Genomic DNA, 14,650 nt, shown 5'->3' on the forward strand with positions numbered 1-14,650 from the left:
CATTTCCGGACAGTGACCCCCTATACATTTTCTAATTATTTCCCTGCCTTCTCCATCATACCGCGCGCAATCCACACCCCGGCTGCACCAGCTTGAGCAAGGCCCCGCGTAATTCCTGCGCCGTCTCCTCCGCAGTACAGTCCGTGAATTTCCGTCTCCAGAGACGCTGACAGCTTCGGGCGAGCTGAATAAAACTTTGCCTCCACCCCGTAGAACAGCGTGTGCTCCGAAGCAATCCCCGGTGTAACCCGGTCCAGCGCCTCAACCATCTCAATTAAGCTCTTCATCGTATTATAAGGAAGGACAAGGCCTAGGTCTCCCGGAACAGCCTCCTTCAAGGTCGGTTCTAGGAAGCCTTCAGCAATGCGTCCGGTCGTGGAGCGTCGTCCCCGTAAAATATCTCCATACTTCTGAATAATGACCCCGCCGTTCGACAGATCATTTGCCCTCCGGCAAATTTCCCGTGCGTACTCATTCGGCTTATCAAACGGATCGGTAAATTTGTGAGATACGAGCAGAGCAAAGTTCGTATTTGCAGAGCCCAGTGCAGGGTCTTTATAGGAGTGTCCGTTAGCAGCCATCACGCCGCTATGATTTTCGACGACTACATGCCCGGAAGGATTACTGCAGAATGTACGAACCTGGGTACCTACCGACGTATTAAAAATAAACTTTCCTTCATATAAGTGCTCATTAATTTCCCGCATAACCACGTCGGATGTCTCAACACGTACACCAACATCGACTTGATTATTCGTCATTTTTAACCGGCGCCGCTTCAGGATATCCGTCAGCCACGCCGAGCCATCGCGTCCCGGTGCTACCATGACCTGATCGGCTTCATAGGTATCGCCATTTTTCAGGACAATCCCGCGAACGGTGTACTGATCCTCCGTCTTTTCAGTGATCAAGTCTTCTACCTCAGCCTTATAAATCATGTCAACCCGGGTTTTCAAATACTCATATATCGACTTCAAAATCTCCAGGTTCTGCTCCGTTCCCAGATGTCGTACCTGGGCCCGCAATAGCTTCAGCCCGGCAGCATAGCCCCGTTGCTCAATTCCGCGGATGACATCGGTCATCGGATCGGTAATGACCTCTGTAGCCCCATGCTCCAAGTTAATGCTGTCCACATAACGGATAAGCTCCAGCACCTTCGATGGTGTAATATAATCGTTCAGCCATCCTCCGAATTCCTTGGTAATGTTGAATTTTCCGTCGCTGTACGCCCCGGCGCCACCAAATCCCGCGGTAATAGAGCATGCCGGCAAGCAGCCTGCAAAATCCTTTTTGCCTGCGGCAGGCGGGCAAAGGGTGATCTTCTCTTCAAGAATCGGACAACGTCTGCGGTAGATGTCATGCCCCTTCTCCACCAGCAATACCTTCCAATGCGGAGCCTTTCTTGTCAGCTCGTAACAAGCAAAGATTCCGGCAGGTCCAGCTCCAACAACGATCACATCATACTTACTCATACGGTTGCAGTTCCTCCTAAAGATTGATTTTCGGCAAAAAAATCCCGGCTATGAACAGGTATGCGAAACACCCCGTTCGTAGCCAGGAATTTATGGTTCCTTGTAGAGACCCCCAAACCGTATCTTTGAGGTTATACGAATCGATCAAGCTATTTGTCATTTGTTACATTACGGATGTAATAATATCTCTAAATGGCGAATAAGTCAATTCTTATATTGAAATTCGTTCGTGTTTTACGGGATTATATCAACGTATTATTGATATAAAAACATATATATCATCAAAATACGAACATTATTTAACCTTTTTTGACATTTTCACTCGTTCGCTTTCTCTATCCACTTGCTATATAATGAGCATATGTTTTTATATTTTTATATCTTAATCGACAAAAGGAGTAGATGGTAAGAATGGACAGTGACAGGCTTTTGGTATTAAATTTGGTTTTGGTCGTCGTTTTGATCGCCCTGACGGCATTTTTTGTAGCGGTGGAATTCGCTATTGTACGTGTGCGGGGCAGCAGAGTCGATCAACTCATTGCCGAGGGGCGCAAAAACGCGCTGGCTGTAAAGCAGGTAACCTCCAATCTTGACGGTTATTTGTCGGCATGCCAATTGGGCATAACCATTACAGCACTCGGACTTGGCTGGCTCGGGGAACCAACGGTTGAGCAAGTTCTGCACCCGGTGTTCCACAGCCTCCAAATACCTGAAGCAGTAACCGGTATTCTTTCGTTTCTGATCGCATTTGTTGTGATCACTTATTTACACGTGGTGGTCGGTGAGCTTGCACCGAAGACTATCGCAATCCGTAAGGCAGAAGCCGTAGCCATGCTGACGGCAAAACCGCTGATTCTGTTCACCAAGGTTATGCGCCCTTTTATCTGGACGCTGAATGGCTCGGCCAACCAGCTTGTCAAGCTGATCGGGATCAAGCCGGCCTCTGAGCATGAAGAAGCCCATTCCGAGGAAGAAATTCAGATCATTATCAACGAGAGCTACGAGAGCGGCAAAATTAATCAAAGCGAATATGGCTATGTGAACCGCATTTTCGCATTTGACAATATGCTGGCCAGAGAGATCATGGTTCCCCGTACCGATATGGTATGTCTCTATACCGATAAGACTCGGGATGAGAACCTTGAAATTATCGTGGAGCAGCAATATACTAGATTCCCGGTTGTTGAAGAAAGCAAGGACAATGTCATTGGCATTATCAACACGAAGCAATTTTTCCTGGCGCTTAGAAACAATCCGGACCTCGATGTTACCTCGATCCTGCAGCCGGTGATGGCTGTATCGGAAGTAACTCCGGTGAATGAGCTTCTGCAGCGGATGCAGAAGGAAGGCACGCATATCGCTATTCTGATTGATGAGTATGGCGGTACGGCAGGATTGGTGACGATTGAGGATATTCTGGAAGAGATCGTCGGAGAAATCCGTGACGAATTCGATAAAGAAGAAGAACAGCCTATTGTTCAGTTAGGCGACAACCATGTTGTCGTAGATGGCAAAGTAGCTGTTAATCAGATCAATGATCTCCTGTTATCCGACCTGGATACCGAAGATGTGGATACCATCGGCGGTTGGCTGTATGGCACGCATCCGGAGATGAATGTCGGAGAGACACTTGAACATCATAACCTGATCTTCAAGCTGCTTGACAAAGAGCCGCACCGCTTCAAACGGCTCGAAATTGTCAAGATGATTCCTGAGACAGAGCAATAAGATAAGTTTGATTGGCATAGGAGGCTACTCAGTAATGAGTAGCCTTTTACAGTGTACTACTACCATATGTATTATTCGTATTCGGCGCTTCAACCGTGAAGTGTAATTGAACTTTCCTTTGTAGTGCAGGCTCACCCGTCTGATCATGCTTTTATGTGATTTCTGTTCATCGTGGTTGCCTCCGGGTTACTTCAGATTCGGCCTCGCGGCCGTACCCTTGCCTTCATATATTATACTACTAAGAGTTATTTACTTTATAATTAAAAATAGTGAAGGAAACTTGGTGAATAGCTTGGCCATTCATGATATGGGCCTTGTTCGGACGGTTTCAGGAAGTATACTTGTAGAGGAAGACTATATTTACAACTTTAAAGAACCAGGAACCTACATCATTTCAGCAGTCGCAGAATTTTCGTGGATCCAGGGAGACGAGAGAAGCAGTTACTCACTTGAAACCGAATTGAAGAGGATAACCGTTGCTTCAAAATCGGAATAAATATATCTGGAAGTTGAACAAGGCTCGTACTGAGCAGGGAAGTCATCATCCCCTGCCTGTACGAGCCTTTGTATGTTAGGGAGCCATTCAATGCTATACTTCCGGCATATGCCAGCAGCCCAGCCTCCCCCTTACTGAGTTTGTCATTCCGGCTTCCTCTATGAGGCTTCTACGGCTGTATCTTATCTTTAAGCAATTTAACTTCTTCATCTCCAGGCTGCTGATCACCATAGCGTACCCGGTAATACGCCTCCAGAAGAGGCTCCATTGCCTCTCGGCTCATGTACGCCGCTGAAGCTCGCCGTCCTTTTCCTTCCGTCACTGACACCTGCCTCTGCAGTTCCTGCTCCTGCTCGATTGGCGTGAGTGAGAGTTGCTGCGATATTCCTCTCGATTCATCCAACTGCCGTTGTCTTCGATAAAGATATCGAATCCGGTCCCGATTGTTCCGAAGCTTATCCCAGGCTTCCCCTTGCTTGAAAAGACGTGCGGTCCATTTGCCCGCCCATTGTCCCCGGTTCCTTCCTGCCTTCCCGCGGATGGTGAGACGAACTTCTTCATCCTCATATTCTTGCTTGGCAGGCTCTATTCCCCTGCGAAGGAGAAATTTCTTTAGCGTGCGCAACAGTCTGGACAACGTTGGACCAGCATATTTATAAATCCCGTATCCAATTAGAGCAATCACAAGCAGGAATAACGCTCCTGCAACAATATTGTAGAGAATATCGAGAGCTTGGGATAACCAGCCCGGCGGGCCTGTATCCTCCGGCAATACCATTTCAGCAGGCGGGCCCTGCGAAGGAGGCGGCTCCAGTTCACTGGCCGGCTCGTCCGATGGGCGCAACAGCCACTGCACGATACTCCTCAATACACCTAACAGCAAATTTCCCGCCCAACGTCCTGCACCGGCAGCTAGTAATAGTGCCACTACGAAAATTGATACAATCCATACGGTATTGTAGCGGCGCACTCCCTTGGGAATTCTGCTTTTCTCCGTACTTGAGGTAAGCGAACTGTAATTTAGAAATTGCCGGTTTGTGGTGAACAACAGGATGGCCAAGCTGAGAATTCCGCATACGGTCATTATCGGTATATATTCTGAGAGCTTATCAAAACGCGGAAAGGCAATCCCGGCAATAAAGTAGATGGTGATCCCAATCCAATATAGCTTCAACCGATTATCCCTGCTCGGAGCAGTCATGGCCTGCATAGCCAAGATCCCTCCAACAACCGCATGAAGAACAGGATTGCCGCCTGAAGAAATCACAAGCCCCGCATAACCCAGGCCCAGCAAAAAAGCTGCGAGTACTTGTTTCCATCTAACCTTGAGTCCCAGCGCATGTCCTCCTGCTCCAAACAAAGAGACTACAGGGAGCAACCAGACTGCGAGCCAAGAGTAGTAATCCGGGACTGTATAGGTATATATAAGGAGCACTATAGGCAGAAAAAATAAATTTTCTGTCAAGGCGGTTATCCAGCCTCGAAGCAATGCGGACATACCACGACGAATACGGTTAGAGTTATTCATACCCCACCTCAAATTCACATTCGGCCATTATGCGGTTCCTCCTTCATGAGCGGGAGGCGCTTCCTGCCCTGGCTTATTCGGCAACTCAGGGATATCCATCCACTCTATTCCATTTCCCAGCTGCTCCAGCTTTCTCACGGCCTCCTGGAGCTTCTCGCCACGGTGACAGGATATAATTAAATAATCCGTATCCGTAGTCCCCAGCTCCGCCTCTTCATCAAGAAGCTTCACCATCGACACAGTACGCTCCAGCATCAGGCCCGCCATAGTCTCAAGCAGCCATTCCTGCTGACCTGCATGTCCGGACGGTCCAATCCGGACTGACTCCCGATCTCTCCCCTGGACCCATCCGTTGCATAGCATCCCGGTCTCAATGCCGTTCTTCAAGGCGTACGCGGCAACAGACACTGCATAGCGGATACCCAGCTCAATGCGTTCCGGTTCCAGAATGGTGCGCCACATAGATTCTGCTGACTCCACATTCAGACAGATCATCAACCTGTGATCCGCGGTGTATCCGCGTTGATGCACCTGAAGACTTCCTGTTCGAGCCGTTGCTTTCCAATTGACGCTTCGGAGCGTATCTCCGGAACGATAAGCACGCGTTCCCTGAATCATAAAGGGATCCTCTACAATCCAACGCCGTACAGCCAGATTTCCGAGCCAGCTATGATTCGGGAGCGGCAGCTCGGGAATGGCAAGAATCTGCGGATATACAAGCAGCTTCAAATTCAAGCTGAACTGCCTTGCTTTTGAGCTGAGACCCAGGGGATCTCCTCCGGTCATCGTTGCCGTTTCCAGCGAATAATGGCCCCGCCTTACACAGGTCAGCCGATGTCTCCGGGTAATTTGTCTATAAGGTCTTAGATGAAACATGCTGACATGATTCTGATAGATATTCCCCTCGGACACACCCAAGTTGTCTTGCTCTCCGAATCGAAGGGCAACCGGCATGCTCGACTCCAAACGAAGCCATGGGAGCGGCAGCAGCTTGGCATTGGAGATGACCTCCACCATATCGAGGGATTCATGCTCAAATATTCTTTGCTTAGAAAAAGTGCGGGAATAAGCGATTCCTCTTAGTCCCCATCGATCATAAACCAGGATCAGCAGCCCCGAAATCAGCAGAACGCTGATGATCATCCAGGTAAGCATGGATCAATCCACCTGCTTCCCCTTTGCGTTCTCCTCCGCAGGCACCGTTACTTCGTTTAAAATCTGACGAACGATACCGGCTTCTCTGGATTCCCCCAGATTGAGGCCCTGCCGCAGCAAAAGACGATGGGCCAGCACCGGAACAGCAATAGCTTTAATATCATCCGGTACAACATAATCTCTGCCTTGAACGAACGCATAGCCTTTAGCGGCGCGCAGAAGAGCACCGCTCGCACGTGGGCTTGCCCCCAGCCGCACCTCCGGATGCTTGCGGGTCGCTTCGGTAACGGCCACGATATAGCCCAACAAATCCTCGGTTACATGAACCTCCGCGGTTCTCCGCTGCGCTTCCGAAATCTCCTCGGCGGAGGCCGCCGGAGCCAGCTCTAGCAGCGGATTATGACTGCTATAACGCTGTAAAATATCAATGCCCTCCTGATAGCTCGGATACCCCATGGCGATCCGCATCAGGAATCGGTCTAGCTGAGCTTCCGGCAATGGAAATGTCCCCTGATTATCAATCGGATTTTGAGTCGCCATGACGAAAAATATGCCTGCCAGCTCATGGGTTGTGCCATCAATAGTAACCTGACGTTCCTCCATACATTCGAGCAGACTGGACTGCGTTCGAGGGGTTGCCCGGTTGATTTCGTCCGCAAGCAAGACCTCTGTGAAGAGCGGCCCTGGCCGAAATTCAAACTCTCCTGATTTTTGATTGTAGAAATTAATTCCGCTCAAGTCAGAGGGCAGCAAGTCCGGAGTGAACTGAATGCGTCGGAAGGATCCGTCCATCGAACGAGCAAGCGCTTTCGCAAGCAGCGTCTTGCCTGTACCGGGCACATCCTCAAGCAGCACATGTCCATTACCCAGCAAGGCCGCCAACAGCAAGTCGATCACTTCTTCTTTGCCTACGATCACTTGAGCGATATTATTGCGAATTCTTCTTGCCACATCCATAGCATTCTGCATCTTCATGTAGACTGGCACCGCCTTTATGTAATTTTGTGTCTATCTAGTTATATATTAATCATATCAAAAAAGTAGAGGTTGACCCAAACGCATTCATAAGCGTTACTAAAAAAAGAGCCGAGCAGGATGCCGTGGCTTCCCGTCTCGACTCTTCTTGACTATCTCACAATTTTTTCTGTAGTCTACATCAACGTACTGAAGATATCCTCCAGCGGAATATCGGCAAATGCCATTACTTCGTCCGCCGCCCCATAATATAGGCGGATAATATCTCCAATTTGGATTGCCCCGCAGGAGAACACCACGCCGCCGAAAAATCCTTTCACCTCATAATCCGCCTCCGGCTCCAAAAATGGACGGGACGAACGGGCAAGCACGATCCCCGGATCGTTCAGATCGAGTAATGCCGCTCCCATACAATAACGATGCTTGGAATCCGCTCCATGATAGAGCACCAGCCAGCCCCGTTCCGTCCGGATTGGAACTGCGCCGCCGCCCATACGGGCTGAATCCCAGCCCTGCTCGCTAAGTCCCATCAAAAAGCGGTGATTGCCCCAATGAATCAGATCCGGCGATTCCGCAATCCACATCTCAGGCGCCCCGAATGACTTCGGGACAGGACGGTGCATGGCGACATACTTGCCATTAATCCTCTCGGGGAATAGCATGACATCCTTATTTTCCGGCGCCAGCATCATGCCATGTCTCTTGAAGCTGCGAAAATCCTTTGTCTCAGCCAAGCCTGCGCCCACGCCCCGGCTGGATGCTGAGCTATACGTGATGTAATAAGTATCTCCAATTGGGGTTACCCGGGGATCTTCGATCCCCCAGGCTTCCAGCTCATGCTCCGGGAACAGCGCCGGCTCGCGCTCAATCTCGAAGTGCACGCCATCCCGGCTTCGCGCTACCCGAAGATGGGATATCGAAGTCAGCATGACCACCTGCCCGTTTACCGCCACAAACCGGGAATCCGAGAAATCATAACGGGAATCCGATTTGTCGTAATGGTGCACAACCACCTTGCCATCGGCATCCAGCAAAGGAACAAGCACCTCGTCCTCCCTCTCTGAAACCGGTGCCTCAGCTATGCGCAGCAGCAGAATGGTCTCTTCCCCAACCTTTGCAACACCGGCATTAAACGCACCCAATACTTTAAAATCGGGCCGTGAAGGAGTCACATCCTCGGTCCGAATCACCGGATTTTTCTCACAGCGATATACGTTCATTTTCCCAATCTCTCCAATCCTTCTCTTATGCTACTTGCCGGCAGTCACCGCATCAATTTGAGCCTGAATTTCATCAATGACCTTCTGGCCGCCAACACTCATAATCTTGCTATCTAATTGCTCCTTGCCTTTGTCAGCCGGCAGCAGTCCTTGTGCAAGCGGTAAAAATAAGGAATCATGGAACGGCGTAATCTTGGCATACTCGGTCTTGACCTTTTCCGCATCAAATGTAAAACCGGCGGTCGGACTCAAGGTGAAATTAGTCGGGTCGGTCGAGAAATCGAACCATTTCTTATCATCCTCTGTCATTGTATCCGGCGTACGATTCAGTGTCGGACGCCAAGTCAGCGTATACCCAGGGAAGGAGTAGTTCGAGAGCACTTTATAACTGCTGTCGCCGATAGCCTCCCAATCTTTACCCGGAATGCCGTATTCCATCAAGTCATGGTTCTCCTTGATCGATAACCAATTGGAAACGTCCATCGCCAGTTCAGCGTGCTTGGAGGATGCAGGGATACAAAGGAAGTTCCACTGCTGGAACGCCGTATATGGCTTGGCCTGATCGCCGTTAGGAACGAACACCTCCAGCTTGTCGCTGCCGTCCTTGAGCATTTCGCTGTATTTCAATCCTTCAACCCCGTCAGCCGCATAGTAAGTCGCAGCATATTTCCCTTGTTTGAACAATGTCTCTGCATTTTGTTCTTGAGCGATGTTTTTAGATAGGATGCCGTCTTTGTAGTACTTCGTCGCCCGTTCAAAAGCATCCGCAATCATCGGGCTCTCCCATTGGCCAACGACCTTCTTGTCCTTGACAGAATAGGCAAACATGTTGACCCCGATCTCCAGCACTTCGTCCAGTGCCATATTTGCCGATTCGCTCAGGATGAACGGCAGTTTATCGGCCTTGATACCATTAATAACGAACGGTTTGATATCCGTCTCCTGTTCCTTGACGGTGTACAGGAATTTCTCCAAATCATCCAGCGTCTTGATCTCTGGCAATCCATACTTCTCGCGCAAGTCCTTGCGAATAAGCAAGCCGTATACCGGCCCTTGAGTCGTACCGAGCGGAATGCCCATAATCTTGCCGTTAAATTTGTTATACTCCCACATTTCTTCCGGGATCGATGACTTCAGCTCCTGACGCTCCGCTACCATCGCATCGAGCTCCAGGATGGAATTGCTCGCGATCATCTGATTCATGGATAACCACGGCGCATCCAGATACATATCGAATTCTTCGCCGGCAGACATTTTGACTGCTACTGCATTGCCGTAATCAGACCACGGCAAGAAATTGACGTTAAGCTGAGCCCCGATATTATCGTTCTTCAGCTTCTCATTCACCGCTTGCAATACCTCATCGAACCCTACCGGCTTATCTCCGGGAAAATAAGCCTTCAATGTGACTGTCTCCTTCGGCTTTGGCGCCACGGTTTCGGCAGCATTTCCCCCGTTGTCGCCATTGTTCTGTCCGGCGTTTTCTGTCTTGCCGTTTCCGCTATTGCCGCCACAGCCTGCCAGCAGCAATGATAAAGCCAGAACCAGAGATAGAGCCGTCCCCATAAACTTGTTTAATTTCATTCTTATAACCTCCCATTCATTTATGAATACATCTATGCTTAACCGGAGGACTCCGGTTAATGCCGGAATCCTTGGCTACCCTTTTACTGCTCCCACAGTAAGGCCCTTAACAAAATACTTCTGCAGCATCGGATAGAGCAAAATAATCGGCCCGATCGTCAGCACGGTCGTCGCCATCCGTACGCCATAAGTCGGCGGCGTAACCGAGATGGCCGCGGCAGATGGAATAAGATTCTTGGCAGCCTCCATGTTGGAGACCATTCTGCGCAGGATCAACTGTAAAGGGTACAGCTTCTCGTTGTCTATGAACATCAACCCCATAAACCAGTCATTCCAGTAATTCAGCGCATAGAACAAACCGACGGAAGCCAGGATCGGCTTAGAGATTGGAATCATAATCTGAAAAAAGATCCTCATCTCGTTAGCCCCGTCAATCCGCGCCGCCTCTTCCAGTTCCTCCGGAATAGTGCGGAAGAAGCTGACCAGCAAGAAGACGAGAAACGGCTGGCACAGCAGCGTCAAAATCAGCACCCAGATGGAGTTTTGCAGATTTAGCCATTGGCTGACTACGATATAGAATGGAATGATCCCGCCAGAGAAGAGCATCGGCAAGTAGCAAAACAGCAAAAACGGCGTTTGCAGCACATTCCGTTTATTAGCCAAAGAATAGGCCAGCATCGCAGAGATACATAGTGCGCCGATGGTACCTGCAAGCGTAACAAACACGGTGACCGCGTATCCGTTATACAATACATCGGATTGAAGTACGGCTTCATATGCAGCGAGTGATAATTTTTCAGGAAATAAAGTATAGCCGTGTGCGATCAGTTCTCCTTCATCCGTAAACGAGCCTATGACCATCAGCAGGAACGGAAACAGGCAGAATAAGGTGAATAAGATCAGGAATGTATAAGCGGTGCCCGTAAAAACGCGGTCCGAAGCACTCTGTTTCTGTCTCATGATAACCTCCTAGAATAAAGCCGATTCTTTGGATACTCGGCGGGTCACCCAATTGGCAGCCAGCACGAACAGCAGACCCATTACCGATTGGAACAATCCAACGGCCGAGGACATTCCGAAATCGTGTAACTGCCGCATGGAGCGGAACACAAAGGTATCGATGACATCGGTCGTCGGGTACAGAAGAGAATTGTCTCCGATAATCGCGTAGATCATCGCGAAATCACCATTGAAGATTTTGCCGACAGACAGCAAAGTCATAATCATGATGGTCGGAACGAGCAGGGGAAGCGTGATCCGCAGCATAATCTGCAGCTTGGACGCACCGTCAATCCGGGCCGCCTCATACATGTCTTCAGGGATGCCGGTAATGGCGGCGAGGAAGATAATAGACAAGTATCCCGCTCCCTGCCAGACTCGGATTACCGTTAAAATCGCTGGCCATAGCTTCGCTTCAAACATCCAGTTAATCGGCTCCATACCCAGCCCTTGCAGCCATGCGTTGATCATAGGTTCTTCCCCGCCGAACAGCGATTGGACAATCATGCCGACTACGATCCAGGACATGAAATAAGGAAGAAAAATGAGCGATTGCGATATCCGCTTGAAATACTTGTTTCGAATCTCATTGAACATGAGTGCGATCAACACGGCGGTAATGGTCGTAAATATAATAAATAGCAGATTTAGACCGAGCGTGTTGCGCAGGACGATCCAGAAATCGTCGGACGTGAAAAAATAGTCGAAATTTTTAAAGCCAACCCATTCGCTTCCCGTAATTCCTTTGGAAAAGTTGTAATCCTTGAACGCAATCGTAATTCCGTAAATCGGAAGGTAACTGAAGATCAAGAAAAACAGTAGACCCGGTACGGCCATTACATATAGAAAAGGATTGTTCGCGATTTGTCTCAGCTTGGATCCTCTCCTGGCCTTTCGTTCAGCTTGCATGGTTGTTCATACCTCCTTATGTCAAGTTGCCTTTAGAAGGGAGGCGTGTGTAATACACGGCGTTCCCGATGACGCAACCATATCAAGCCCAAGGAATGCCGGCAATTCCGGCATGCTTCACCCCTTCCTATAAACGCGGATTTCTGCCTTCCCAAAAACAACACGATCCCGGAAATGAACGATTTTGCTGATGAAATCATCCTGTATGCTACAATAATGTGGCTATAGATCTATCAAGTGCAGGGGGTTCCTGTAGATGAAATTCCGAATTTCACTTTTAAAATCATTCCAAAAGCATCCGACCTATATGAGGATTATTTTTTACTTTGTCAGCGTCAACGTGCTGGTTCTGGCCATTTCGTTCCTGGTGCTTTATTCGCAATCCTCCCGTACGCTCGTTGAAGAGATCGGGGAGCACTCGGAATCTCTCCTGGTGAACGGAGCCCGTAATACCGCCCGCTTGATGGAGTGGTCCCTGGACTTCGCGTTTTCCTCCAGCAACGACAGCGAGCTTAAGGTGTACGCTCTCTCCGACCACTATAGCGATTATGAAACCTACGAGGTGTGGAACCGCCTGATGGGCATCAAAATGTCCAATCCTTCTATTGATTCCGTCTATCTGATCAACGACTATACAGATACAGTAATTGATTCCAGGCTCGGCCTGAACGAGGCGGCTAGCTTCTATGACCAGGACATTCTGAATCGACTCCGGAACCCGTCGCAGTCCGACCAGACTGTGCTGATTCCAAGAAAGCTGCCTGAGCCGCTCAACGGCGGTGCCTTCAAGGACGTCATTACAATTGTCAGACTCTATGAAAAGGGCAGCTCCATTTCGGCATTCGTGCTCAATGTCGATACCCGGGAATTGATGACACTGCTCCAGAATAATTCTCAATACCAGGACCGGATCATCATGGTCCTTAATGACCATAACGAACGAGTATTCAGCAGCATTTCATTGAATGGAGAACAGATTCAGGAATACAGGGATCGGGCCCATGGCATGAGCGGATGGGAAATATACAAGCCGCGCGATCAGGAGAAGCAATTGATCGTGTACTCTAATGCTTCCATTAAAGGTATTCAAAACTGGAGCTTTATCGAGGGCATTCCGAGGGATCTGATTCTGAAGAAAATCGATGTGCTTCGCGACCTCACCATACTTTTGTTTGCCGGGCTGTTCCTGGCCTCGCTTGCTGTCACTGTCTTGATCTCCAAGCGAGTCTACTCTCCGATTCAGGATCTGGTCAGTAACGTCATGAAGCAACACCAAGCCGAGACCTTCAGCCAAGGCCGGTCAGCCAACGAACTGGACTATCTATCCAGCGTCTTCACAGCCCAGCAAGAGCAGATCGTCGAATTGACCGATCATTGGAGACACAGCAAGATATTGGGAAGAGAACGATTTTTGCGCGAGCTTCTTGGCAGGGGTTCACTTGTAAGAGAGGAAATAAAGAGTCAATCCGAGGAATGGGAGATTGAGTTGCCTGAGGAAAATGTGTCGATCGTCATTTTCCGGATCGATTATTTCCCGGAATTTATGGACACCTATCCGGAAAAGGACCGCCGATTGCTCCGATTTGCCATGGGCAATATTGTCCATGAGTCGCTAAGGATGGCCGAGCAGCACCTTCAAACGGTCGATATGGGACATGACCATGTCGCAGTTATCATTTCCGTAAACAGTCCGGCCGAGGAATTCATCGCAAATCTGAAGGTTACTCAACAGCTCGTACAGCAATATCTTTCGATCGGCACAACCGTTGCCTGGGGAGGAACGCTGCAGCATCTGAACGACATCCACGAAGCCTATCTGGAAACCTACGAATTGACGCAAGAGCGATTCCGGTTTGGCCACGGAGCCGTAATCGCCAAGATGTATCTGGAGGGGAATTCAGGAGAGGTTTATCACTTGCCGATTGATAAAGAACGCCAACTAGCCCAAGCAATTCATAAAACGAATGCAGATACCGCGCTTGAAATCATGCACCAATCGGTGGGTGCTTTGCGGATGCTGCCTTATTTTGAATGCAAAATGTCACTGATCACGCTGTTCATGGATATGCGCCGGCTAATTCAGGACCAGTCCGCCAAGCCGCTGCCAAGCTCCTTCGGATTAACTTCGGTGGAGAACCAGATTATCAAGCTTGAAACACTGGACAATCTGGTTCCCTGGATAGACCATATGCTTACGAAAGCATTGGATGATCTAGCTGCTGCTCGCACCCAATCCAAAAATGCCGGCTTTGTTGAGGATGTGGAGAGGATTATCGCAAAACAGCTCAGCAATCCGAATCTGTCTTCCAAAATGCTCGCCGATGAGCTTGGCCTGTCCGTTAATTATTTACGGAGCCTGTATAAAGCGGAAACCAATCAATCTATCACGGACACGATTTCACAGAAGCGCCTGGAGTACATTTGCCAGGAACTGCTGGCATCCGACTCGCCGATTGAGCCGATTATTTCAACCTACGGGTTCTCATCCTTAAACACCTTTTACACGGTGTTCAAAAAGGTTTATGGAGTCACACCGGCACAATATCGAAAAATGTATAAAAAGGATAGCGATCAGCTCACTTGA

General features: G+C 49.2%; 11 protein-coding genes and 1 riboswitch. Of the genes, 3 read left to right on the top strand and 8 right to left on the bottom strand.

The genetic code is table 11. From position 1 onward, the window contains the following. Nucleotides 1-35: 35 nt before the first annotated feature. A complete protein-coding gene (locus KQJ23_RS00850) occupies nucleotides 36-1,472 on the bottom strand; it encodes an NAD(P)/FAD-dependent oxidoreductase (RefSeq protein WP_216476696.1) in 1,437 nt (478 codons plus the stop codon). Between the two features lie 59 nt (nucleotides 1,473-1,531). Continuing rightward, nucleotides 1,532-1,631: riboswitch (purine riboswitch) on the bottom strand. Between the two features lie 252 nt (nucleotides 1,632-1,883). Between KQJ23_RS00850 and KQJ23_RS00855 the strand changes: the two genes are divergently transcribed. Then, the gene (locus tag KQJ23_RS00855; RefSeq protein ID WP_216476697.1) at nucleotides 1,884-3,200 is read left to right on the top strand and encodes a hemolysin family protein; all 1,317 of its coding nucleotides are present in this window, start codon (nucleotides 1,884-1,886) and stop codon (nucleotides 3,198-3,200) included. Between the two features lie 292 nt (nucleotides 3,201-3,492). Then, complete coding sequence (locus KQJ23_RS00860; protein ID WP_216476698.1) at nucleotides 3,493-3,696, top strand: hypothetical protein; 204 nt, start codon at nucleotides 3,493-3,495, stop codon at nucleotides 3,694-3,696. A gap of 169 nt (nucleotides 3,697-3,865) precedes the next feature. On the opposite strand, the gene KQJ23_RS00865 is transcribed toward KQJ23_RS00860, so the two are convergent. From KQJ23_RS00865 to KQJ23_RS00895, 7 genes are all read right to left on the bottom strand, one after another. Next, nucleotides 3,866-5,194, bottom strand: coding sequence for a hypothetical protein (locus KQJ23_RS00865; RefSeq protein WP_216476699.1), 1,329 nt, complete (start codon nucleotides 5,192-5,194; stop codon nucleotides 3,866-3,868). A 57-nt stretch (nucleotides 5,195-5,251) separates the two neighbouring features. Beyond that, nucleotides 5,252-6,367 carry a DUF58 domain-containing protein gene (locus KQJ23_RS00870; RefSeq protein ID WP_249529408.1) on the bottom strand — a complete coding sequence of 372 codons (1,116 nt, stop codon included), beginning with the start codon at nucleotides 6,365-6,367 and terminating at the stop codon, nucleotides 5,252-5,254. Nucleotides 6,368-6,382: 15 nt separating this feature from the next. Next, entirely contained in the window at nucleotides 6,383-7,354 is a 972-nt protein-coding gene (locus KQJ23_RS00875) for an AAA family ATPase (RefSeq protein ID WP_216476701.1), read from the bottom strand. Nucleotides 7,355-7,530: 176 nt separating this feature from the next. Continuing rightward, on the bottom strand, nucleotides 7,531-8,574 hold the full coding sequence (locus KQJ23_RS00880; protein WP_216476702.1) for a glycoside hydrolase family 130 protein: 1,044 nt from the start codon (nucleotides 8,572-8,574) through the stop codon (nucleotides 7,531-7,533). Between the two features lie 30 nt (nucleotides 8,575-8,604). Then, a complete protein-coding gene (locus tag KQJ23_RS00885) occupies nucleotides 8,605-10,158 on the bottom strand; it encodes a DUF3502 domain-containing protein (protein ID WP_216476703.1) in 1,554 nt (517 codons plus the stop codon). A gap of 75 nt (nucleotides 10,159-10,233) precedes the next feature. Further along, nucleotides 10,234-11,118: a carbohydrate ABC transporter permease gene (locus KQJ23_RS00890; RefSeq protein ID WP_216476704.1), complete on the bottom strand. Its 885-nt coding sequence runs from the start codon at nucleotides 11,116-11,118 to the stop codon at nucleotides 10,234-10,236. A gap of 9 nt (nucleotides 11,119-11,127) precedes the next feature. After that, entirely contained in the window at nucleotides 11,128-12,066 is a 939-nt protein-coding gene (locus KQJ23_RS00895; protein WP_216476705.1) for an ABC transporter permease, read from the bottom strand. Nucleotides 12,067-12,322: 256 nt separating this feature from the next. Between KQJ23_RS00895 and KQJ23_RS00900 the strand changes: the two genes are divergently transcribed. Then, on the top strand, nucleotides 12,323-14,650 hold the full coding sequence (locus tag KQJ23_RS00900) for an AraC family transcriptional regulator (RefSeq protein WP_216476706.1): 2,328 nt from the start codon (nucleotides 12,323-12,325) through the stop codon (nucleotides 14,648-14,650).

It is taken from the genome of Paenibacillus brevis (genome assembly GCF_018919145.1).
Lineage (GTDB): Bacteria > Bacillota > Bacilli > Paenibacillales > Paenibacillaceae > Fontibacillus > Fontibacillus brevis.

Coding starts and splice junctions, on each gene's coding strand:
- KQJ23_RS00850 (WP_216476696.1), bottom strand. CDS start 1,472: ATGAGTAAGTATGATGTGATCGTTGTTGGAGCTGGACCTGCCGGAATC.
- KQJ23_RS00855 (WP_216476697.1), top strand. CDS start 1,884: ATGGACAGTGACAGGCTTTTGGTATTAAATTTGGTTTTGGTCGTCGTT.
- KQJ23_RS00865 (WP_216476699.1), bottom strand. CDS start 5,194: ATGTCCGCATTGCTTCGAGGCTGGATAACCGCCTTGACAGAAAATTTA.
- KQJ23_RS00870 (WP_249529408.1), bottom strand. CDS start 6,367: ATGATCATCAGCGTTCTGCTGATTTCGGGGCTGCTGATCCTGGTTTAT.
- KQJ23_RS00875 (WP_216476701.1), bottom strand. CDS start 7,354: ATGAAGATGCAGAATGCTATGGATGTGGCAAGAAGAATTCGCAATAAT.
- KQJ23_RS00880 (WP_216476702.1), bottom strand. CDS start 8,574: ATGAACGTATATCGCTGTGAGAAAAATCCGGTGATTCGGACCGAGGAT.
- KQJ23_RS00885 (WP_216476703.1), bottom strand. CDS start 10,158: ATGAAATTAAACAAGTTTATGGGGACGGCTCTATCTCTGGTTCTGGCT.
- KQJ23_RS00890 (WP_216476704.1), bottom strand. CDS start 11,118: ATGAGACAGAAACAGAGTGCTTCGGACCGCGTTTTTACGGGCACCGCT.
- KQJ23_RS00895 (WP_216476705.1), bottom strand. CDS start 12,066: ATGCAAGCTGAACGAAAGGCCAGGAGAGGATCCAAGCTGAGACAAATC.
- KQJ23_RS00900 (WP_216476706.1), top strand. CDS start 12,323: ATGAAATTCCGAATTTCACTTTTAAAATCATTCCAAAAGCATCCGACC.